The organism is Staphylococcus sp. AS1337 (assembly GCF_051408735.1).
GTDB classification, from domain to species: Bacteria; Bacillota; Bacilli; order Staphylococcales; family Staphylococcaceae; genus Staphylococcus; species Staphylococcus xylosus_B.
Window position 1 is genome coordinate 571,528 of record NZ_JBOIHZ010000002.1, and the last position, 24,057, is coordinate 595,584.

Here is a 24,057-nt window from a genome sequence, read left to right on the forward strand (position 1 = left end):
TCTATATTAGCTTTCTCAGTGTGTACAATTAATAGTTCATATGAATTATTTAATGCGGTCTAATTCATCTAAGAATTTCTCTTTTTTAACTTTGATGAAAGTACCTTTCATTCCAAGTGAACGTGATTCAATTACACCAGCACTTTCTAGCTTACGTAACGCATTTACAATTACTGAACGTGTAATTCCAACTCTATCTGCTACTTTAGATGCAATTAAGAGACCTTCTTTACCTCCTAATTCTTCAAAAATATGTTCAATCGCTTCACTTTCTGAATATGACAACGAATTAATCGCCATGCTAATCGCAGCTTTATCTCTAGCTTCTTTTTCTACTTCGTTATGTTTTTCACGCAAAATTTCCATGCCAATAACTGTAGCTGCATATTCCCCTAAAACTAAGTCGTTTTCTGAGAAATCGTCAGTTACACGACCAAGTACTAATGTACCTAATCTTTCACCACCGCCTAAGATCGGGAAAATTGTTGTCTTGCTATCACCAAATAGGTCTTTATTTTCTGGTGGGAATACAGTTAATACATTCTCAATGTCGATATTTGATTGAGTTTCTTTAACATCCATCAACTGATCAGTATATTCAACAGGGATATGTCTACTTTCTAACATTTGGATGATGCGTTCATTTTTTAAAAGTTCATTTAAACTTGATCCTAAAATTTTACCTTTTCTTGAAACTATAAATACATTAGTAACTGTTACGCTACTTATCGTTTGTGCTACATCTTTAAAATCTACAGCAATACCTTTATGTTTTTGTAAAAGCGTATTTAATTCTCTAGTTTTCGATAATAAGCTCATATTCCTTCTCCTTTTTATTTATATTATAAAATAAATGCACTTAAATCTTTATTTGTTGAAATTGTTTTCAACTTATCGTCTACATATTGTGGTGTAATGTCTACAACCGCATTGGGCATACTTGGTGCTTCAAAAGATAAATCTTCCAACATTTTTTCAAGTATAGTATGCAATCGACGTGCGCCGATGTTATCAGTATCTTGGTTCACCTGGAATGCTATCTCTGCTAGGCGTTTGATTGCATCATCGGTAAAATTAACTGTTACTTGCTCTGTATGAAGTAACGCTTCATATTGTTTTATAAGTGATAGTTTAGGTTCAGTCAATATTCTAACGAAATCTCCCACCGATAGACTTTCTAATTCAACACGAATTGGAAAACGACCTTGTAACTCTGGAATTAAATCACTTGGTTTAGACACGTGGAATGCTCCTGCACCAATAAATAGCATATGTTCAGTATTAACAGTACCATACTTCGTTTGAACCATGCTACCTTCAAGAATTGGTAAAATGTCTCTTTGGACGCCTTGGCGCGAAACATCTTGACCCGAACTTTGATTATTTGTAGCTACTTTATCTATTTCATCGATAAAAATAATCCCCATTTGTTCCGCTAATTCAATCGCTTCTTGATTTGCTGTCTCTTGATCGATTAATTCGTCGGCAAATTCATCCGTCAATATCTTGCGAGCTGTTTTAACAGGTACTTCTCGTTCAACTTTTTTCTTCGGCATTAATTGGTTCATCATATCTTGCATCTGTTGATTTTGATTCGTCCCTAACATTCCCATTGCGGCAGGATCTTGCTCTACCTTCAACCTTACTTTTTCTTCTTCTAACTTACCTTCAAATAGTTGCTGTTTAATTTCTGAACGCTTTGTTTTAACTTCTTCAGTAGGTGTTTCTTCCTCTTCGTCATTATTTTGACCGAAATTAGGCATCGAACCTCCAAAAAGTGACTCTAATGGATTATTATTATTGTTTGCCGTGGCCTTTTTCTTCATGCTCGGCACTAATAATTTAACTAACTTCTCATTAGCTTTATTTTGTGCCTCATCATGTACTAATATTTTTTTCTGCTCTTTTACTAACCTTACCGCGATATCAACGAGGTCACGCACCATACTTTCTACATCTCGACCTACATAACCAACTTCCGTAAACTTCGTAGCTTCTACTTTGATGAATGGCGCACCTACTACTTTTGCCATGCGTCTAGCGATTTCTGTTTTACCAACACCTGTGGGTCCAATCATCAATATATTTTTCGGAGCGACTTCTTGTTTTTCTTCTTCAGTCAAAAGGCTTCTTCTATATCGATTTCTTAAAGCAATCGCAACTTTACGTTTTGCATCATCTTGACCGACTATATATTCATTAAGTTTTGTAACAATATCTTTAGGTGTTAATTTAATACCATTCGTCTCCATTAGACAAGTTACCTCCGTTATAATCATTTTTTATCTCTGTAACATATTAATAGTTATTTATGGAAAATTTTTACTATTCCAACTATATCTTAATGATAAACATTTTTACATTGCAACCAATCAAATTTCTATTTTTATTATTTACAATTCTTCTACGATGATTTGATCATTTGTAAATACACAAATATCTGAAGCAACTTTTAAGCTTTCATATGCCATTTCACTCGCTGTTAAGTGTGTTGCGTTACTTTTTAGGGCTCTACCTGCACTTAATGCGTAATTACCGCCAGAGCCTATAGCGATTAAATTATCATCTGGAGCAATAACTTCACCAGTACCACTAACCACAAGAATTGAAGTTTCATCCATAACTATAAGCATAGCTTCTAACTGTCTAAGTTGTTTATCTCCACGCCATTCTTGCGCCAATTCTACCGCAGCTCTTTCTAGATTACCGCTAAATTGTTGTAGTTTTGTTTCAAACTTTTCAAATAAGGTAAATGCATCAGCTACACTTCCAGCAAAACCCGCCAAAACTTTATCATTATATAAACGCCTTACTTTTCTAGCTGTTTGTTTCATAATGACTTGCTCTCCAAGAGTAACTTGACCATCACCAGCCATTGCCGAATGACCATTGTGTTGTACTGCAAATATAGTTGTTGCATGGATAGATGTACTCATAAACTAATTCTCCTTTTTTGCACGTGGGTGTGCATTTAAATAAACTTTCCTTAATTGCTCATTTGTTACATGTGTATATCGGCCTGTTGTAGACAAATTGACATGACCCAACAGTGATTGTACCGTTCGTAAATCAGCGCCTTGATTTAACATATGTGTTGCAAACGTATGCCTTAATTTATGAGGATGAATTTCAGTCACGCCTGCAGTACGTTTTACAACATCATTTAATACATAACGTACACCACGTTCTGTAATAGGTTCTCCCTTCATGTTGACTAATAAATACGCATGATCACTATTTGTTTTAGGTTTAAATTGTGTTAAGTAACGTTCAATGCTTTGCTTGCAAAATTCACCAAAGGGTATAAAACGTTCCTTACCACCCTTACCTAATACTTTTACTCCTGGTGCATACATATCTACATCTTGTTCTTTTATATTAACCAATTCAGAAACCCTAATTCCAGTTGCATAAAGTAATTCTAAAATAACTCTATCTCTCAAACCTTTTTTAGCATCACTTTCAACAGTATCAAATAAGGCTTTCATTTCTTCTTCATAAAAAAAGTGAGGTAAATATTGTTCTTTCTTAGGGTGTACTAATTGTATGAATGGATTAACTACTTGTTCATCTTGCGTCATCCAATATTCGTAAAAACTTCTCAGCGTAGAAATTTTACGAGAAACTGATGTTCTTTTCAAGTTTTTTGAGTATAAGTAACTTAAATAATTTCTAGCATCTTTGTACTCGAATGTAGCTAATACAAGATGTTCTTGTGATAAGAAATCATTAAACTGCTCTAAATCATCGTGATATGATTTCAATGTATGTTCTGAAAAATGTTTCTCCACTTTCAGCATATATAAATATTCTTGTTGGATTTTTTCCATTAAAAACCCCTCCATCAATATGAATTGTAGCATATTGAAAGAGGAGTCTGCGAAAAAAAACTATTAAATTGAGTAAAACTTTCAAAATTTTCGAATTTGTTTGTTAAATATGATGTTTTTAAAGCGTTTTTTTATAGTTATCTAAATAGTCCAATGCACGATTTGCTAATGTTTCATAACGTAACTTTTTGTCTTTAATTCTATTTTCCAAAGTAGGTAAAAGCCCAAAGTTGGCATTCATCGGTTGGAAGTTCTTTTCATTTTTAGCATGTGAAATATAATATGCCATACTTCCAATCATTGTTTCTCTAGGGAAAATAACCTCACCTTTGTTTTGAATTTTATGTGCAACATTTATACCAGCTACGAGTCCACTCGCTGCACTTTCTACATAACCTTCTACGCCTGTCATTTGACCTGCAAAGTATAGTTCTTCTCTCCCTTTCAATTCATACGTTTCCGTTAAAACATCAGGAGAATTGATAAAGGTATTACGATGCATGACGCCATATCTTACAATTTCAACGTTCTCTAAGCCTGGTATAAGGCGAATAACGTCTTTTTGTGCACCCCATTTTAAATGTGTTTGGAATCCAACAATATTATATAGAGTGCCTGCCGCATCATCTTGACGCAATTGAACAACAGCATATGGTCTTTTCCCAGTCTTTGGATCTTCGAGTCCTACTGGTTTCATTGGACCAAACAGTAAAGTTTTTCGACCACGCTCAGCCATAACTTCAAAAGGCATACAACCTTCAAAGTATTTTTCTTTTTCAAATTCATTGACTGGAGCAACTTCTGCTTCCATTAAAGCATCATAAAATGTATTAAACTCTTCTTCAGTCATAGGACAATTTAAATAGGCTGCTTCACCTTTGTCATAACGTGATTTTAGGTATGCTTTGTCTAGATCTATACTATCTTTTTCAACGATAGGCGCTGCTGCATCATAAAAATATAATTGATCCTTACCAGTAGCTTCGACAATTTCATTTGCCAATTTATCTGTTGTTAAAGGTCCAGTAGCAATAATAGTATACCCTTCTGGTATGCTATTAATTTCTTCATTTAACACTGTTATATTTGGATGTTCTTTTAATATTTCTGTAACATAACCTGCAAAATCATGACGATCGACCGCTAAAGCACCTCCTGCTGGTACCCTTGCTTTATCTGCAGCACGAATAATCAATGAATCCAAACGTCTCATTTCTTCTTTAAGTACACCTACTGCATTAGTTAACGCATTACCTCTTAATGAGTTAGAACACACTAATTCAGCAAACTTATCGGTGTGATGTGCAGGTGTTTGCTTAACCGGCCTCATCTCAATAAGATTGACTTTTATACCTCGTTGAGCCAATTGATATGCAGCTTCTGAACCGGCAAGTCCAGCACCTACGACGTTTACTACTTGAGTCATTTATTTACCTCCTACTTATAAAATAGCAACTTAGACATTCTATCATATTTATAAATATATCATCTAAATTATAAATATATGTCGTAAGCTGCTACTATCATTCATATATAATTATTTAAAACAACAAGCGATATTTCATTATTTATTTCTGTTCTTCTTCTTTGTAGTCACAATTAGAACATACAACTTGACTCTTACGTCCTTGTTTTTTCTCCACAAGATATTGTTCACATTTCGGACAGTCTCGACCTATTGGTTTATCCCATGTAACAAAATCACATTCTGGATATTTCGAACAACCATAGAACACACGATTTTTCTTCGACTTACGCTCTACGACATCGCCTTCTTTACATTTTGGACAAGTCACCCCAATTGTTTTAACAATGGCTTTTGTATTACGACAATCCGGGAAATTTGAGCATGCCATAAATTTACCATAACGTCCCATTTTAATGACCATTGGTGAACCACATACTTCACAGTCTTCACCAGCCGGTTCATCTTTAATTTCAATTTTTTCCATTTCTTCTTCAGCACGCTCAACATCTTGACTGAAACTACTGTAAAAGTCTCTTATTACCTTTTTCCATGGAATTTCACCATCTGCCACTTTATCTAGTAACGTTTCCATATTTACAGTGAAATCAACATCTATGATTTCTGGGAAGTAATCTTTTACTTGCTCGTGTACGATTTCGCCTAATTCTGTTGGTACAAACCGTTTACTTTCATTTTTCACATAATTTCTTTTTTGTATTGTATCAATAGTTGGTGCATACGTAGAAGGTCTCCCAATCTTCAACTCTTCCATTGTTTTAACTAAGCGAGCTTCAGTATAACGTGGTGGCGGCTGCGTGAAATGTTGTGATGGTTCAATATCTGTAGCTGTAACCATTTCACCTTCTTCAATATTCGGTAATTTATTATCTTTACCATCATCGTTATCATCTTTTGCTTCAACATATAATGTCATAAAACCTTTAAATTTGATTGTTTGACCATTTGCACGGAACTTTATATCATTTTGCGTTATATCCATGGCAACTGTATCTAAGATTGCTGGTGCCATTTGGCTTGCTACAAAACGCTCCCAAATTAATTTATATAACCTATGTTGATCTCTAGTTAAAAATTGTTTCATTTCATTTGGTGTACGTAAAGTACTTGAAGGTCTAATCGCTTCGTGAGCATCCTGAGCCCCTTGACCTTTTGCTTTGCGACTTGATGTATAATTTTGACCATAAGTCTCTTCAATATAGTTTTTAGCTTCTGCTTTAGCTTGATCGGATATTCTCGTTGAATCAGTACGCATATAGGTAATTAAACCAACCGTGCCTTGTCTTTTCAAGTCAATACCTTCATATAGTTGTTGAGCTAACATCATTGTTTTACGTGCTTTAAAGTTTAATTTACGTGCAGCTTCTTGTTGTAATGTTGAAGTTGTAAAAGGATTTGCAGGGTAACGTGTTTTTTCTTTCTTCGTTACTTTCGTTACTTCGAATTGATCTCCGTCCAACTGTGCTGTCACTTTTTCAACGTCATCTTTGTTTGTTAATTTATATGGTTTGTTTTTTAAATGTAAAAATTTAGCTGTAAATTTAGATTTTTTATATCTAAATTCACCTTCAATTTTCCAATATTCTTCTGGTTTAAAGTTTCTTATTTCATTTTCTCGATCAATAACAAGTCTCAGTGCCACTGATTGTACGCGACCGGCTGACAGCCCTTTTTTCACTTTTTTCCAAAGTACTGGTGAAATATTATAACCTACTAAACGGTCTAATATACGACGTGCTTGTTGTGCGTCAACAAGTTCCATCTCAATACCTCTTGGATGTTTAAAGCTATCTTTCACAGCATCTTTTGTTATTTCATTAAACACTACTCTATTTTCTTTTGAATCTTCTAAATTTAATATATTTGCTAAATGCCAAGCAATAGCTTCACCTTCACGGTCCGGGTCACTCGCTAGGAAAACTTTTTTGGCTTTCTTAGCATGTTTCTTTAATTCTTTAACTACAGGACCTTTGCCGCGTATTGTTATATATTTGGGTTCATAATCATTTTCTGCATCAACGCCCATTTGACTACGAGGCAAATCTCGAACATGCCCCATTGATGCGATAACTTTGTATTTTTTCCCTAAATATTTTTCAATAGTTTTAGCTTTTGCAGGCGATTCAACTATGACTAAATTTTCTGCCAAAGTAGTTACCCCCTTGCATTTTCTAATTACAAAGATAAATGATAAACGGTGTATTTTGTTTTTGTCAATGTTTTTAATTTTAATGTGTATTAAATTAGCGTATTATAGTGGCAAAATTTTATAATTGTCATTGCTTTTACATATGTTTTCTACAAGACTATATTTTAACAATATAAGTATTATATACCATTATTTTATAATGACTAACTGTAATCTTCTAAAATATCACAAGCCTTCACAACAATCTTAGCTCCTTCTTGTGCACTAACTAAATTTCCTTGAACCATAGGATTGTATATAGATCCCGGTAATACATATACTTCCCTATTTTGTTCCAATGCACAATCCATCGTTATATTTGTCCCACTACTCACAGTGGATTCTGTGATAAAAACTCCCTTAGAAAGACCGCTAATAATTCTATTTCGTTCAGGAAAATAATGCTTTCGAGGCCCATCTGTTGGTAAATACTCACTAATCACTATACCTTTAGTCTCAATTTGTTTTCGAATAGTATAAGTTTCTTTAGGATAATGATGCTTATGACCAAATCCTAATACAGCAATCGCCCCCATATTATGTTTCAGTGTTTGCTCATGAGCTATTCTATCTGCTCCTTTAGCTAAACCAGATATGATAATTAAATTCTCATTTTTAAAATTAGGAAAAAATGTTTCTAGTGTTCTTCGAGTATAATCAGTAGCTTGCCTCGAACCGATAATAGCAAGTGTTCGCGTAGATTGCATTAAAGTAGGATTACCTTTATAGAAAAGGATAAATGGTGGATCATGTATTTCACGTAATAATTTAGGATAAGTATTGGAATCAACAGCCACATAACTAATATGCCATTGCTTTAGCAGTTTGAAAATATGCTCATACTCTAAATTTAAAAAATTGTCATAAATGATGTGTTTACGAGTTATTGCTGACTCTGTTAAAAACCTTTTAAGGGTGTGATTTTGTTCTAATTCGTGTTCATATATAAATGAAGGTGAAAATTCAAATAGTTGGTACAAATGACGTGTAGTTAATCCTGCAAATCTCAGTTTTAAATAAAGTTGTTCTTTCATGTATCGCGCTCCTTTATATGTACATTATAAAGGAGTTTCTATTGAATTTATTTTACATTATAAAATCATTTTTCATGAAATTTAATAAAACTTTAAAGAGTAATTATCACTATAAAAACGTGTTAGTCTGAAAGTATTGAAGAATACTATTATCCTTATAATATTGACTATTAATATGGTAGAAAGGCAACCTAAAAAAGCACAAACTCCGACATATTATCGGAATTTGTGCGTATTATAAAACAAATAATTACTTAACAGTTAATAATTGTTCGTATATACCTGCTTCTTTTGCAGCATCTATCAATGTAGTACCAATTTCAGAAGGTGTATCTGCAGTTTTCACACCACAGCTATTAAGCGTTTTAATTTTCTCATCTGCAGTACCTTTACCGCCCGAGATAATAGCACCAGCATGGCCCATACGCTTACCAGGAGGAGCTGTTTGGCCACCAACGAAACCTACAACAGGTTTAGTCATATTAGCTTTAATCCACTCTGCAGCTTCTTCCTCTGCAGTACCACCGATTTCACCAATCATAACTACTGCCTTTGTTTCTTCATCTTCATTAAATGCTTTTAATACATCAATAAAGTTTGTGCCGTTAACAGGGTCCCCGCCAATACCTACAGCAGTTGTTTGACCAATACCTTCTTCAGTTAATTGATGCACCGCTTCATAAGTTAATGTACCAGAACGTGAAACTACGCCTACATGGCCTTTTTTATGGATATAACCTGGCATAATTCCGATTTTACATTCATCAGCAGTGATTACGCCTGGACAGTTTGGTCCAACAACACGTGTCTTCTTACCTTCTGAGTAACGTTTAACTTTAACCATATCAACTACTGGGATGTGTTCTGTAATACAGATTGCTAAATCTAATTCAGCTTCAATACATTCTAAAATTGCATCTGCAGCAAATGGTGCAGGTACGTAGATTACTGAAACTGTAGCACCTGTTTCTTTTTGTGCTTCTTCAACTGTATTGAATACTGGAACGCCTTCAACAACTTGTCCGCCTTTACCTGGAGTGACCCCAGCAACAATTTGTGTACCATATTCAAGCATTTGTTTTGTATGGAAAAGGGCAGTTGACCCTGTGATACCTTGTACAATTACTTTTGTATTCTTATCAATAAATACGCTCATCTTCGTGCTCCCATCCTTTCCTTATGCTTCTTTAACAAGTTTTACGATTTTTTGTGCGCCTTCAGCCATTGTAGCTGCTGGTTCAATTGCTAATCCAGATTCTTTAAGGATTTCTTTACCTTTTTCAACGTTTGTACCTTCTAAACGTACAACAAGTGGTAGTGTAAGCTCTACTTCTTTAACTGCGGCAACTATACCTTCTGCAATGATGTCACATTTCATAATTCCACCAAAGATATTTACAAAGATACCTTTAACTTGCTCATCACCTAAAATAATTTTAAATGCTTCAGTAACTTTTTCTTTAGTTGCGCCGCCCCCTACGTCAAGGAAGTTAGCCGGATTTCCACCGAAGTGATTAATTGTATCCATAGTAGCCATCGCTAAACCGGCACCATTTACCATACAACCGATATCTCCATCTAATGCAATATATGATAAATCATATTTAGATGCTTCGATTTCTTTTGGATCTTCTTCTTCTAAGTCACGTAATTCTTGAATATCTTTATGTTTAAATAATGCATTATCATCAAAGTTTACTTTTGCATCTAATGCTAATACTTCACCTTCACCTGTAGTTACAAGTGGGTTGATTTCAACGATAGAACAATCTTTTTCGATGAACACATTATATAATGATACTAAAAATTTAGCCGCTTTATTAATTGATTCTTTTGGAATATTAATGTTGAATGCTATTCTTCTAGCTTGATATGGCGCTAACCCGACAACAGGATCAATTGTTTCTTTGAATATTTTTTCAGGTGTTTCAGCAGCTACTTCTTCAATTTCTGTTCCGCCTTCTTCTGAAGCCATTAAAGTAACTCTATCTGTTGCACGATCAATTACAAAACCAACATAATATTCTTTTTGAATATCGCAGCCTTCTTCTATGTAAAGGCGTTTAACTTCCTTACCTTCAGGCCCAGTTTGATGTGTAACAAGCGTCTTACCTAATAATTCATTTGCATAAGTTTCCACTTCGGATAGTGATTTTGCAATTTTCACACCGCCAGCTTTACCTCTGCCCCCTGCATGAATCTGTGCTTTTACCACATAAACTTTTGAATCTAATTCTTTTGCCTTTTCAACCGCTTCTTCAGCAGTATATGCTACGCGTCCTTCTGGGACAGCAACGCCCATAGAACGAAATATTGCTTTACCTTGATACTCGTGGATATTCATTCTCCATCCTCCTGTTTCTTAGGTTAAGTTCATAATCAATTATAAGAAATGAAAGCGCTATTGTAAACTCATTTATTCTACTTATTTCAATTATTTCATTTTAACTATTAATTTGTGAGCGATTTAATTGGCTCAAATGTTTTCCTGTGTTCAGGTATAATGCCCAATTGTTTAATGCCGTCTAAGTGTTGTTGGGTACCGTAGCCAGCATTTTTTTCAAAACCGTATCCAGGATATCTCTCAGCTAATTCACGCATATATTTATCTCTATGTTCTTTTGCCAGCACGCTTGCAGCTGCAATAGATACACTTCTAGCGTCACCTTTAATTAATGATGTTTGTGGGATATCTATATCTAAAGTCATCGCATCAACAAGTAAGTGTGTAGGACGTACTGATAATGCATTAATCGCTCTTAACATAGCAATTTTTGTGGCCTCATAAATATTTAATCGATCAATCTCTTCCACTGTTGCATAACCATAAGCATATTCAAAAACATCATTTAATAGTTGTTTCTCTATACTTTGTCTTTGCTTTGCAGATAATTTCTTAGAGTCATTTAACCCTGTAAAATGATGATTTTCATTTAAAATTACAGCACATGTTACAACCGGTCCTGCTAATGGGCCACGACCAACTTCATCGATACCGCAAATAAGTTCATCATTATTTTGCGCTAACAATGCGGTTTCAAACTCTGACATTTCTTCATAATTTTTTAGCAATAACTCTTCTTTTTCTAATTGTTTACGTCTTTGTATGATAGCATTTTGCACACCTTTCCGTTCATCTTCAACAAACGTGTGTGCATTAAGCTCTTCTATAGATTGTATTGTTTGTAATAACGTCTTCACTTCTTGAATCGATTGTTTCATGTTTGTCTACACGTCCATTTCATTGATGATATCAAACGTGTACGTGCCAACCTTGGCATTTCTTACTTCATGAATAATCAAATCGATTACCGCTTCATAATCTATTTCATTACCTCGACGCAACAATCCACGTCTACGTCCGATCGCATCAAACCATTCTATGCTTTCTGCATCTACAGAGACATCAATCTTATAGTGATGTTTTAAACCTTCGTAATCATGTGCTTTCATGAAATCTAAAGCATAAATAGCAACTTCGTCTAAATGAACAATACTATCTTTAATTGCTCCAGTAACACTTAATTTCTTACCAACGAGTTGATCTTCGAATTTAGGCCATAAAATCCCAGGCGTGTCTAGCAATTGTAGTGAGTTCCCTACTTTTATCCATTGTTGTTGTTTGGTTACACCTGGCGTATTACCTGTTTTAGCAATAGATTTATTAGCTAATTTATTAATTAACGTTGATTTCCCTACATTAGGTATACCGACAATCATTGCTCTAATCGCTCTAGGTTTTAATCCTTTTTGTTTTTCTCTTTCGAATTTTTCTTTGGTAGCTTTAATGGCCGTTTGTTCTACTTGTTTAAGCCCTTTACCATGTTTTGCATCAATTGCCACAGGGTAATAACCTTTATCTCTAAAAAATGATTCCCATTTTTCTAATTCTTTTAAATTTGCCATATCTTTCTTATTTAAAATGACTACGCGTGGTTTTTGTTGTATCACTTCATCAATCATAGGATTTCTAGAACTATACGGAATTCTAGCATCAACTAATTCAAATACGACATCGACTTTTTTTAATTGTTCTGATACTTCTCTTTTTGCTTTAGCCATGTGGCCTGGATACCATTGTATTACCATATCTATATCACCTTTCTATTTTTGCGAATTTCAGATTTTTTATTAATTTAAATATATAATTATTTTTGCAAGTTGCTTTGACTTTAAAATCATAACACGCTACATAGTGCTTGATAAACAAAATAACGTCATGACTTATTTACCACCTTCAATTTTACACTATTATTTAATATATAAATATAGATGATTTATAGTTGCACTTTAGATATCTGTATATAGGTTAATGTTTTATTTATCTCTGATTTTTTGAGAAAATCAAGATATATCTTAAAAGATTAATTTCACACAAAATATATAGTCTTTTTAAACTAAATTTGTAAAAAATCGTTACAATAGAATTATATTTAATACATATATAGGAGATTACCTATGAAACGTAAATTATTGTATGTCTGTTTGTTTATTATATTAGCAATTATTGGGCATAGCTATGTTATTTATAGATATATTTATGATGGGGTATTGTTTACTGGTCCCAATGATGGGATAGAACAGATGGTGCCAATTCAAATGTACTTGTTTGATAATTGGAGTAAGGGGAATTGGTTCTACGCTTCTGATTTCGGTTTAGGAGGAGATTTTTCCACTGATTTAAGCTACTATTTCTCCACTAACATTATTTTCATTTTCAATGTGGTGGCCATTGTAATACTTAAAATTTTCATTCCATTAAACACTTCAGATGTTTTATTTTGGACAACAAATGCTCTGATTATATCAATCATTAAATCTGCTATTGCTATGCTAGGAACCTTTATATTTGTGCGTAATATTTCATTTAATCGCAATATCGCTATACTTGGTGCGTTCATTTTTGTTATATCACCTCTTTACTTTAGATTCACAGTTTATTGGCCATTTTTCAGCGATATATTTATATGGCTTCCGCTATTGTTATGGTCCATAGAACGTTTCCTCAAAAACGGGAAAATAGGTTGCTTTATACTAATTGTTGCAATTTCACTAATTAACAATTTTTATTTTGCATATTATCAATTATTAACTGGCATTTTATACTTATCAATTAGAATCTTATTCAGACATAAAAATGATTTAGTCCCTAGGTTTAAAGCATTTTGGTCGTTAACTTTAGCATCTTTCGTTGCCTTGGGTTGTAGTTTGTTTGTTTTTTTCCACTCCGTCCAAGGTTTCTTAAACAATAGACGTACACCTTTTGATAGCAAAGTAGATTGGTTTGAACCTTTTAATCAGAATACAAATGTTTTTTACGATAACTATTTAATTGTCTTATCTTTTATTGTTTTACAAGCATTATTATCTTTTAAATTATACAAGCACTATTATTTTAGATTATTTGCCTTATTTACCATTATATCTATTGGCGCAAGTTTCATTCCATTTATTGATCAAATATTTAATGGATTTTCTGCACCTCAAAAACGATGGCATTATCTTATTGCATTAAATGCTGCAGTTTTAATTAGCTTCTACATCAAACATTTTAGAACATTATCAATAAAAAATTATGTTTTGTCAGCTATAGGCGCATTAAGTTACCTATTTATCAGTGCATGGTATTATAGTGAGTTTGTGTCGTGGTTGTGGTTTACACCTATTGTAAGTGTAATTGGCTTTCTGATACTTTTAGTCAATGAGTCGAAATCACGTGTTAAATTAACATATTTATTTATTATTTCTATTATGATTCTTAATTTGCTAATTTCATTTGTCTTTATTCGTAATCAAATTTACTTTGAAGACCATGTTGAACGAGCTAATAAAAATTATATTAACGCTAGTCTCTATAATACTCCTCTCCAACGACAGTTAATATCACAAATGACACATCATAAATCTGAAGATGAACGTATTGATTGGCGTGTTAATAAACAAGATAACACACCTATGTATCAACACTTTAAAGGCGCGAGTATTTATTCAAGTATTTTTAACAATAATATTTTAGATTACTACTATGATGCTTTGAAGATTAATATGCCAGAAGAATCAGTCAGTAGATATCAATCCACCAATGCACGTCAGAATATTAACAGCTTATTTTCAATCAAATTTTTAATGCTTAAAGATTATCAAAATAACGTGCCAAACTTTTTTAAGAAAATAAAAACGGAAGGACAGTATCAAATTTATGAAAATACATTGAATCTTCCATCTGTTCGTGTCACAAATAAAGTTTATGATTCAAACTCTATTAATACAGCTATTGATAGAGAACACGCCATGATTGATGGTGTTGTAGTTAATGGCAAAGGAAAAGAATATACTGATACTACTAGAAATTTATTAAATCAAAGTCAAATATCTTATCAAAATATTAATAAGATGGCTGGACATCGTATACAGCTTCGTAACGATAATAGTCAAATTCAGTTGCACATCCCAGAGCACCTGAGACAACGTTTTAGTGATTTTTATTTAACTTTAAAAGTAAAACGCGGTTATCCGGACAGTAACTTCACAGTAAATATAAATGACTATGCAAACCATCGATTATTCAATAATTCTACGTATCGAACAGGCGTAGATACTCAACTTTACAAAACACAACCAGATGAACAAGGTAATATAAATATTAATCTCAGCCCATCTGGAAATTATCAATTAGATATTAAAAGTTTACACGGTGAAAATTACCAAAAATTAAAGTCTGCCCATGGTTCTAAAACTAACATAGGTAGCTATCATGATATTAAAAATGGTGTCAAAGTTGACTTGACATCACATCAAAAAGGAATCGCTTCTATTAACATTCCGTATCGTAATGGCATGACAGCCTATATTGATGGCAAAAAAGTAAAACCTTTTAAAGTAAACTATATGATGACTGGCGTTTCTGTAAATAGAGACACTAGTCAAATAATTCTCAAATATCGCCCTAAATATTGGTATACCATGATAATTATTTCCGTCATATTTACATTATCTACAATTACATGGCTAATTCGTAAAAAATTGAAAAACAATTAAAACACTTTATAAAAGGAGTTTATCAGAGATGAGGTATTACCATGTTTCGTAAGCTTTGGTCCAATAAAATAACGAGATTACTATGTATCATTATAATGGGGGTTTTTGTAGCACTTCTTACATTCACACCATATATTTATCGCTATCTAACTCATGGAGTTGTTTTTAGCGGTTATGGTGACGGTTACAGACAAATGATGCCTTTTCAAATGTACTTGTATGAACATTTTAGTCAGTTTAAAAGTTCATATGATTACTCATTTGGTCTTGGAGGCGATTTTGTACAAGATTTATCTTATTACTATTCAACCTCCCCCTTCACTTATATTAATTTTATATTTGTGTGGTTATCGGAAGTGATATTCAATAGTAATCCAAGTCAAATCACATTTTGGGCCAGTAATCAGTTAATCGTTGCCTTTATTAAAGGCGTAGCAACTTTTGTTATAACCTTTTATTTCTTTAAATATTTAAAGTTTAAAAATCATTCAATATTTTTGGCTGCATTGCTCTATGCGGCTTCTACAACAGTTATATATTTTAATTTTACGTGGTCTTACTACGGCGATTTACTAATTTTTCTCCCCTTGTCATTATTAGGTATTGAACATTTTTATAGAGAAAAGAAATTAGGACTTTTTATTTTTGCAATTGCATTAACACTTTTTTCAAATTTTTATTTTAGTTATTATGAAGCGATTGTGATATTAGCTTATGTAATATATCGTTTTATATTTCCACATCCGAGAGATGTAGTTTCTCGAAAACAGCAGTTGTGGATGATACCTATTGCAGTTATATTGAGCACGTTAATTGGTATTTGGGGGTTCTATACGGGTGTATCTTCATTTCTTAATAACGATAGAGTGAGTAATCCACATTTTAGTATAAATATATTTACTGACTTTGCCCGTCAGAAAAACTTTTTTAGCAATGGATTTTACATTACGGTATCAATTATTACTATCATCGCTTTATTATCTTTCAAACTTTACAAACATTATTACTATAGGTTTTTTGCAATCGCAACATGGATTATGTTAGTAGGTTCGTTAACACCTTATTTCGATAGTATGTTTAATGGTTTTTCAACGCCAGAGCGTAGATGGGTTTATATTTTTGCATTAACAACATCGGGATTGATTGCTTTATTTATTCAGCATCTTTCTGAGTTAAATCTAAAATCTTATACCATATCTTGTTTACCAGTTTTAATAATTATGGGTATTATGTCATTTGTAGTAACTGATCAAAAAATCTCGTGGATGTCCGTATGTTTAATACTTATGATTTTCATAGCATTTACATTGTTAAAAAAACATTTATTGCAACAACGATGGGTTATATTTACCATCCTATGCTTATTTATTGTGCAACAAGCATTTATATTATCTAACAATCATTTTAATAATGTTAAAAACTACGAATCAACAGTTTCAGCTATGCATGATGCTAAATATAAAAGTCCTGAATTAGCAAAAAAAATAAATAAAATCAATCAGCAACATGATGATGACCCATTAAATAGAATTGATTATATGTCACAATACAGTTTGAATTCACCGATGATTTATCATTTCAATGGCACTGCTTTGTATTCAAGTATATTCGATGGTGATATCTTAAAATACTACGATAAAACTTTACAAATCAACATGCACACTGATAAAAATAGTACATATCGTTTATTATCTAATCGTGCTAATTTGATGGCTTTATGGAATGTACAAGATCGTATACGTCGTCCAAATGATTTAAATATTCCATACGGATTTAAACACGAAAGTACTGTTAAGCATTCTAAAGAAGAGTCATTTTTACATTCTACTAATCAAGTAGCTTACCCAAGTGCACACATCACGGATAAAGTTTTTGCTTCCAAAGACCTTAAATCACCATTAGATAGAGAACAAGCCATGTTACAAGGTGTTGTATTGAATGATAGTAGCACTTCATCCAATCAAACATTCAAAGCTAATAAAAATTTGATAACAGAAGCGACATCAACATTTAACCATGCTCACAGAAACAAAGATAATCATTTAGTCGTTTCTAAAGATAATGGGGGCATAAGTTATCATTTACCTAAATCTATTACTGACAAATACGAAGATATGTATGTTGAGATGGATGTAGAGTTACTCTCACCTGATAAAGCACATGATGTTCGTGTTAACGAATACAGCCAACAACGAAATAAATTGACCTATAAATATAGACGCTTTGTTACACCAGTAACCATGCGCGTTAAAGCAAATAAAGATTTAAACATTCAATTATCTAAAGGTGATTATCGATTTAATATCAAAGGAATCTATGGTGAAGATTATCAAACATTACGTAACGCAACAAAATCTTTAAACCCTGTCAAAGTTTCTCAACAACGTACAGGTTATACAGTAACTAAGCACAAAGAAGATAAAGGATACATTGTACTTCCTATGGCCTATCGTAATGGTATGAAAGCCTATTCGGGCAAACAAGAGTTATCTGTCAAACAAGGTAACGGTATTATGACGGTGATTCCCACTGAGAAAGGTCAAGAAACAATCACCTTAAAATATACACCACCACACACCCTACTATTAGTCACGCTGTCTGTTTTCGGTGTAATTTCTAGTATTGTCTTTTTATGGTGGTTAAGAAATAAATCTAAAAATAGTACACGCAGGTAGAAAATATCATTAAATGTGCCAATACAATATAAATTCTTTATTTTGTATTGGCGGCCCGATATTAAAACAATACTCATTTAGTTAGCTATGTCTACTATGTAGTAACTATAAAGGGGAATTAAGGTTTTTTACAGATTATGTAGATCTAAATGGACGTTTAGAGGTTGAAGTCTCTATTTAAGTTCTATTAATCTTTGTAGAGATCTCTCAATTTTATATACTTCACATTGGATAATGAAGTTCGTCCAATATCTTTATTTTTTCTTTGTCAATAAATAAAAAAGCGGTCCTCATAAAGAGGACCGCTTTTTTATGCTTATTATGCTGATTAACGAATTTCTTTAATTCTAGCAGCTTTACCACGTAATTCACGTAGGTAGTATAATTTAGCACGACGAACTTTACCACGACGTGGAACTTCAATTTTTTCTATTTTTGGTGTGTGTAATGGGAATGTACGTTCCACACCTACACCTGAAGAAATCTTACGTACAGTGAAAGTTTCTGAAATACCTCCACCACGGCGCTTGATTACTACACCTTCGAATACTTGGATACGTTCACGTGTACCTTCAATAATACGTACGTGCACTTTTAAAGTGTCACCCGGACGGAATGAAGGTAAGTCAGTGCGTAATTGCGATTGAGTTACTGCTTCGATTAATTTGTGATTACTCATTATTTTTCTCTCCTTCAACCTATGTTCTTGCCTCGACAAAATATAGCAGCGGATCATAGTGATTTTTCGTGTGTCGCACACTTAAAATATGTTAGCACATAGTTAGTCTTTTTTCAAATGCTTTTTGTATCTTTCTATAATCTCTTTGTCTTCTTGAGACATAGTATCGTAATTTAAAAGATCTGGTCGCTTTGTCCAAGTTCTAAAAATTTTCTGCTCATGACGCCACTTTTCAATATTTGCATGATTACCTGACAACAATACATCTGGCACACCCATCCCTTTATATTCACGCGGTCTTGTATATTGAGGGAATTCTAGCAAACCATCTTGAAATGAATCATCTTCATGTGATTGTTGATTACCTAACACACCAGGCAGTAGCCTAACAATTGCATCAGTCATTACCATTGCTGGTAGCTCTCCCCCAGTTAATACATAATCCCCCATGGAAATCTCATCCGTTACTAAATTTTCACGGATTCTTTCATCATAACCTTCATAATGACCACAAATAAAAACTATATGCTCTGCTTGACTAAGTTCATTAGCAATGTCTTGATTAAAAGGACGTCCTTGAGGACACATTAGTATCACTCTCGTGTCAGCCGTCTTGTCGATACTATCCATTGCATTAAATATAGGTTCAGGCTTTAATACCATACCTTGCCCACCACCAAAAGGATAATCATCTACTTGATTATGTTTATTTTCTGCAAAATGTCTAAAATCTACAGTATTGACTTGTAACACATCTTTTTCTTGAGCACGCTTAAGAATAGAATGATTTAACACGCCATTAAACATGTCTGGAAATAGAGTTAAATAATCAATCTTCATTAATCTAACAATCCTTCCATTGGTGAGATTTGAATGCGTCTACCTTCGACATCAATTTCTTTAACTACGTCTGCAATATAAGGTATTAAATATTCTTTGTCTCCTTTAACGACCCAAACATCATTGGCGCCTGTTTCAAAAATTTCTATCACACGACCAATTGGAGTATCTTCTTCATCGAAGACCGTACAACCAATAATATCTGAATAATAATATTCATGTTCACCTAATTCAATTTCTTCATGATCACGTTCTTGAACTAACGTTTCACCTTTTAAATACTCAATATCGTTTATATTATTGATTCCTTCAAATGTCAACATATGAAGTCCTTTATGCATTCTATATGATGAAATTGTAAATGTTAATGATTCTTTGTCTTTACGTTCTATCTCAACAATTTCACCTGGTTGAAAACGTATATCGGTAAAATCTGAATTGGATTTTACCTTGATTTCTCCTTTTATCCCATGTGTATTTACAATCTTCCCTACTTCAACTTTCATATATGTTCCTCCATAATAATTTGACTATTTCATTTATCTTTGATTATGTATATTCGTTATTTTATTAGCTTATTATAACACGTAAGTTCGATCACTGTGACTCATTACATTTAAAAAATAAAGGTTCTATGATATATCGCCGTTTTTCATTATTGTTGAATTTTATTTGATATTTCTCAATAAAAAAAAGAGCACCTCTTGAGGTACTCTTACAAATATACAGAATGTATATTAGATTAAAAATTATTTTTGCTCATCAAATTTTTTCAAGATACCTTCTCTTGATAAAATGTTATGAACTGTATCAGTTGGTTTCGCACCATCTTTTAACCATTTAAGTGCTAATTCTTCGTCGATTTTAACTTCTGGTGCATTTACATTGTTAGGGTTGTAAGTACCGATTTGTTCGATATTACGACCGTCACGTGGTGCACGAGCATCAGCTGCTACGATACGATAGAATGGATTTCTTTTTGAACCTAAACGTGTTAAACGTAATTTAACTGCCATTTATATTCGCTCCTTTAATTTTCATAGTTTTTATTTTCTACAAGAAATAATGATAACAGTAATATCCAACTTTGTAAAGAGTTTCTTCTTTACCAATTTCAACATTCTGCAAATTTCTTTTCTTCATCTCAAAATGATATTGTATAAAATCTTAAATTATCCTAAACTTGACATTAACCACTAAAAAATATACATTGAAATTAAATTAAATAACCAAATGCACTAGGGGTGTTTCTAACTGAGATGAGTCTGACTCAAACCCTTTGAACCTGATCTAGTTTGAACTAGCGGAGGAAAGTGTGAAGTCTAGCATATTTCAAAAGCTTTTTGAAGCACTTTTTATACATATATTGCTATTTCTAATACACAACTTTCTTTCGGAAGGGTTGTGTATTTTTTTATTGAAAATTAAGGGGTGTATATAATGAAAAAAAACGTAATAGTAACTGGCAGTAGCCGTGGATTAGGCGCAGTCATAGTAAAAACACTAGCTCAGCATGGTCATAACGTTGTCATAAACTATCATAATAGTGAACATACTGCACAAAAGCTTGTTGATGAAATTGGAACTCGACAAGCAATCGCTATACAAGCAGATGTGACAAAACGAAATGAAATTGACAGGTTAGTTGATGAAGCTACACAATATTTTGGTCAGATAGATGTTGTAATTAATAATGCACTAGTTGGATTTAAATTTGATCCTGTTCAACAAAAAGCATTTGTAGATCTTTCATGGGATGATTACCAGCAACAAATTGATGGTACATTAAAAGCAGCTTTCAATGTATGTCAAAGCGTTATACCTCAATTCATTCAAAGAAAAAAAGGTAAAATTATCTCAATAGGCACAAATTTATTTCAAAACCCTGTTGTCCCTTATCATGAATATACAACAGCTAAAGCGGGATTAATTGGATTTTCACGTAATTTGGCTGCCGAATTAGGTCAATATGGTATCACATCAAACGTAGTATCTGGTGGTTTGTTAAAAACAACCGATGCAAGTGCAACTACATCAACTGAGGTCTTTGATTTAATTGCTCAAACAACACCTATTAAAAATGTTACCGCACCACAAGATGTAGCTAATATGGTTGCATATCTCGTATCGGATCAATCTGATGGCATTACAGGTCAGAACTTTACAGTCGACGGCGGCTTAACAATGAATTAATAAGGAGGACTAATTTATTCTATGACACAATCACAACATCTAAACATCGGTGTACTCATCTATGGATGTGGTCACCATCAAGCTGCATGGCGCATGCCTCATTCAAGCATTGAACGTATTGGTGATATTACATATTATCAGTCGTTAGCAAAAATTGCAGAACAAGGCTTATTTGATGCTATATTTTTTGCTGACAACCAATCATTTCCAGCTAATTCTAAAAGTGATATGCCTGCATTTTGGTTCGATCCCCTAGTTAATTTAACAGCTATATCACAAGTTACTCAGCATGTTGGACTAGTCGCTACTATATCTAGTACATTTTCTAACCCTTTTACAGCCGCTAGACAATTATTAAGTGTTGACCACATTAGTCAAGGTCGCGCTGGTTGGAATTTAGTAACTTCAATGACAGATTTGGAAGCTAAGAACCATGGTATGGACCACTTGCCCGAACACGAAGAACGCTATAAAAAAGCAGATGAATTTGCTCAAGTGATGAATCAATTACTTGAATCTTGGAGTGTTGATGATTTTTTACATAATAAAGAAGACAATAGTTTAATTAATAATTCTGCAATCAATCCTATCAATCATAAAGGTTCACATTTCAGTGTTCAGGGGCCATTGACAACACCAAGTAGCCCTCAAGGAAAACCTGTTGCAATGCAAGCCGGAGCATCGGATCCTGGTATCGAATTGGCAACTAAATACGCAGATGCAGTCTATGCTGTGGCTTGGAATTTTGATCAAGCAAACAATTTTAAAAAGAAATTAAATCAAAAATTAATGCAACAAGGAAAGTCCGAAAATAGCTTAAAAGTATTCCCTGGTTTAGTAACATATGTTGGACAATCATATGAAGAAGCTTATGCAAAAAAACAACAACTCGATGAATCTTTAGAAGTTGATACAGCTTTAAATCAATTAGAGTTTTTTATTCGTCAAGATTGTCATAATTGGGATTTAGATGAACTTGTACCATCGTTACCACCCGTAGAATCTTTTAATGGGCCTAAAGGACGTTATCAAACTGTATTAGAAATTATCAAAGATAAAAATCCAACATTACGAGAATTATTAGGTTATTTAAGTGCAGGTGGCGGACATTTAACACTTATTGGGACACCAAAGGATATTGTGGATGAAATGGAACGTTGGTTGAATGAGGGTGTTGCGGATGGTTTTAATTTAATGCCTCCAGTATTCCCAAATAGTTTACAAGATTTTGTCGATGATATCGTACCTGAATTACAAAAACGTGGTTTATACCGAACTGAATATGAAGGCAAAACATTCAGGGAAAATATCGGTATTCATTAATAATTATTTATCAGTGTCTTCTCCTCAAAACAAACGTTTGTTATAAGCAAAATCGCCGTAATACATTTTGTTTTATACTATCGATAAAGCCTCCGATTTTGTTGGTAGTTTTTTGTGCACGCTTTCCGTGGGCACTGCCTTAGCTTATAGTCTTCGGCTAGTGCTCTTCCCGCAAGAGTTAGCGCAATTCACTGCCAAAATTATACTTAAAAGATTATAGTATATAAAAATTAAACAGTGATTCTGTTATTGTATTGAATAAATCAATTGATAATAGAATCAACTTTGGTCTGAAAGATCACTCCTATCTTGAAAAATAACTATACGAATATAAATAGACAAACCTTAGGTGATAGTTGAACTGACCCCAAATAAAGGGAATAAAATAAAAACACTTTCGTTGAATTCATTTAAAATGAATCATACGGAGGTGTTTTTTCTATGAAAATAATGTCTTATTCATATAGAAACAAAATATAAAATTATTGAAATGAAAGAAGATGGATATACTGTAAAAGAAATTATGGAAGCATTAAATATCAAAAACAGAACACAGGTAAAAACTTGGTGGCGATGGTATAAAAATGATGAAACTTATAGATTTTATCAACAAAGAGGCAAGCAATATGCTTATGGCAAAGGAGTGGAAGAATTATCAGAAGTAGAACAATTAAAGTTAAATAATAAGAAAAAAGATATTGAATTAGATATTTAAAAAAAGTACAAGGAATTGGAAAGGAAGTGGTACCAAAAGTAATTGTAGAGTTAGTT

19 protein-coding genes, 1 pseudogene and 1 riboswitch are annotated in these 24,057 nt (G+C 33.1%); of the genes and pseudogenes, 5 read left to right on the forward strand and 15 right to left on the reverse strand.

Translation table 11 applies throughout. From position 1 onward, the window contains the following. Positions 1 to 45 precede the first annotated feature (45 nt). The 11 genes from codY to ylqF all read right to left on the reverse strand — a co-directional run bounded on the left by codY (position 46) and on the right by ylqF (position 12,627). Complete coding sequence (gene codY, locus ACSUE0_RS05430) at positions 46 to 819, reverse strand: GTP-sensing pleiotropic transcriptional regulator CodY (RefSeq protein ID WP_436956419.1); 774 nt, start codon at positions 817 to 819, stop codon at positions 46 to 48. Between the two features lie 23 nt (positions 820 to 842). Beyond that, positions 843 to 2,252: an ATP-dependent protease ATPase subunit HslU gene (gene hslU, locus ACSUE0_RS05435; protein ID WP_436956421.1), complete on the reverse strand. Its 1,410-nt coding sequence runs from the start codon at positions 2,250 to 2,252 to the stop codon at positions 843 to 845. A gap of 141 nt (positions 2,253 to 2,393) precedes the next feature. After that, positions 2,394 to 2,936, reverse strand: coding sequence for an ATP-dependent protease subunit HslV (gene hslV / locus ACSUE0_RS05440; RefSeq protein WP_017724288.1), 543 nt, complete (start codon positions 2,934 to 2,936; stop codon positions 2,394 to 2,396). Positions 2,937 to 2,939: 3 nt separating this feature from the next. After that, a complete protein-coding gene (xerC, locus tag ACSUE0_RS05445; RefSeq protein ID WP_119613641.1) occupies positions 2,940 to 3,830 on the reverse strand; it encodes a tyrosine recombinase XerC in 891 nt (296 codons plus the stop codon). Between the two features lie 118 nt (positions 3,831 to 3,948). Then, a complete protein-coding gene (trmFO, locus tag ACSUE0_RS05450; RefSeq protein ID WP_119613642.1) occupies positions 3,949 to 5,256 on the reverse strand; it encodes an FADH(2)-oxidizing methylenetetrahydrofolate--tRNA-(uracil(54)-C(5))-methyltransferase TrmFO in 1,308 nt (435 codons plus the stop codon). A 142-nt stretch (positions 5,257 to 5,398) separates the two neighbouring features. After that, the gene (topA, locus tag ACSUE0_RS05455) at positions 5,399 to 7,465 is read right to left on the reverse strand and encodes a type I DNA topoisomerase (protein ID WP_119613643.1); all 2,067 of its coding nucleotides are present in this window, start codon (positions 7,463 to 7,465) and stop codon (positions 5,399 to 5,401) included. Between the two features lie 203 nt (positions 7,466 to 7,668). Beyond that, entirely contained in the window at positions 7,669 to 8,538 is an 870-nt protein-coding gene (gene dprA / locus ACSUE0_RS05460) for a DNA-processing protein DprA (RefSeq protein WP_119613644.1), read from the reverse strand. Between the two features lie 250 nt (positions 8,539 to 8,788). Beyond that, positions 8,789 to 9,694, reverse strand: coding sequence for a succinate--CoA ligase subunit alpha (gene sucD / locus ACSUE0_RS05465; protein WP_119613645.1), 906 nt, complete (start codon positions 9,692 to 9,694; stop codon positions 8,789 to 8,791). Between the two features lie 21 nt (positions 9,695 to 9,715). Continuing rightward, a complete protein-coding gene (gene sucC, locus ACSUE0_RS05470; RefSeq protein WP_017724282.1) occupies positions 9,716 to 10,882 on the reverse strand; it encodes an ADP-forming succinate--CoA ligase subunit beta in 1,167 nt (388 codons plus the stop codon). Between the two features lie 107 nt (positions 10,883 to 10,989). Then, the gene (locus ACSUE0_RS05475) at positions 10,990 to 11,760 is read right to left on the reverse strand and encodes a ribonuclease HII (protein ID WP_119613646.1); all 771 of its coding nucleotides are present in this window, start codon (positions 11,758 to 11,760) and stop codon (positions 10,990 to 10,992) included. 6 nt (positions 11,761 to 11,766) lie between these two features. Further along, positions 11,767 to 12,627, reverse strand: a complete 861-nt coding sequence (gene ylqF / locus ACSUE0_RS05480; RefSeq protein ID WP_119613647.1) for a ribosome biogenesis GTPase YlqF — start codon at positions 12,625 to 12,627, stop codon at positions 11,767 to 11,769. A gap of 369 nt (positions 12,628 to 12,996) precedes the next feature. Between ylqF and ACSUE0_RS05485 the strand changes: the two genes are divergently transcribed. Both ACSUE0_RS05485 and ACSUE0_RS05490 read left to right on the forward strand, forming a co-directional pair. After that, positions 12,997 to 15,576: a YfhO family protein gene (locus ACSUE0_RS05485; RefSeq protein WP_436956425.1), complete on the forward strand. Its 2,580-nt coding sequence runs from the start codon at positions 12,997 to 12,999 to the stop codon at positions 15,574 to 15,576. Positions 15,577 to 15,617: 41 nt separating this feature from the next. Then, on the forward strand, positions 15,618 to 18,251 hold the full coding sequence (locus ACSUE0_RS05490) for a YfhO family protein (RefSeq protein ID WP_436956427.1): 2,634 nt from the start codon (positions 15,618 to 15,620) through the stop codon (positions 18,249 to 18,251). 328 nt (positions 18,252 to 18,579) lie between these two features. On the opposite strand, the gene rplS is transcribed toward ACSUE0_RS05490, so the two are convergent. From rplS to rpsP, 4 genes are all read right to left on the reverse strand, one after another. Continuing rightward, entirely contained in the window at positions 18,580 to 18,930 is a 351-nt protein-coding gene (gene rplS, locus ACSUE0_RS05495) for a 50S ribosomal protein L19 (RefSeq protein ID WP_002483481.1), read from the reverse strand. Positions 18,931 to 19,032: 102 nt separating this feature from the next. Further along, positions 19,033 to 19,770: a tRNA (guanosine(37)-N1)-methyltransferase TrmD gene (trmD, locus tag ACSUE0_RS05500; protein ID WP_119613650.1), complete on the reverse strand. Its 738-nt coding sequence runs from the start codon at positions 19,768 to 19,770 to the stop codon at positions 19,033 to 19,035. After that, positions 19,770 to 20,276, reverse strand: coding sequence for a ribosome maturation factor RimM (gene rimM / locus ACSUE0_RS05505; RefSeq protein WP_119613651.1), 507 nt, complete (start codon positions 20,274 to 20,276; stop codon positions 19,770 to 19,772). Before rimM ends, trmD begins: the two co-directional genes overlap by 1 nt. A gap of 243 nt (positions 20,277 to 20,519) precedes the next feature. Then, on the reverse strand, positions 20,520 to 20,786 hold the full coding sequence (gene rpsP, locus ACSUE0_RS05510) for a 30S ribosomal protein S16 (RefSeq protein WP_017724275.1): 267 nt from the start codon (positions 20,784 to 20,786) through the stop codon (positions 20,520 to 20,522). A gap of 214 nt (positions 20,787 to 21,000) precedes the next feature. Continuing rightward, positions 21,001 to 21,099: riboswitch (TPP riboswitch) on the forward strand. A 111-nt stretch (positions 21,100 to 21,210) separates the two neighbouring features. Here rpsP and ACSUE0_RS05515 point away from each other — a divergent pair. From ACSUE0_RS05515 to ACSUE0_RS05525, 3 genes and pseudogenes are all read left to right on the forward strand, one after another. Then, positions 21,211 to 21,963: a 3-oxoacyl-ACP reductase gene (locus ACSUE0_RS05515; protein ID WP_436956430.1), complete on the forward strand. Its 753-nt coding sequence runs from the start codon at positions 21,211 to 21,213 to the stop codon at positions 21,961 to 21,963. A gap of 21 nt (positions 21,964 to 21,984) precedes the next feature. Next, positions 21,985 to 23,286: an LLM class flavin-dependent oxidoreductase gene (locus ACSUE0_RS05520; protein ID WP_436956432.1), complete on the forward strand. Its 1,302-nt coding sequence runs from the start codon at positions 21,985 to 21,987 to the stop codon at positions 23,284 to 23,286. Between the two features lie 441 nt (positions 23,287 to 23,727). After that, positions 23,728 to 24,057, forward strand: a pseudogene (locus tag ACSUE0_RS05525) (helix-turn-helix domain-containing protein); the annotation flags it as partial.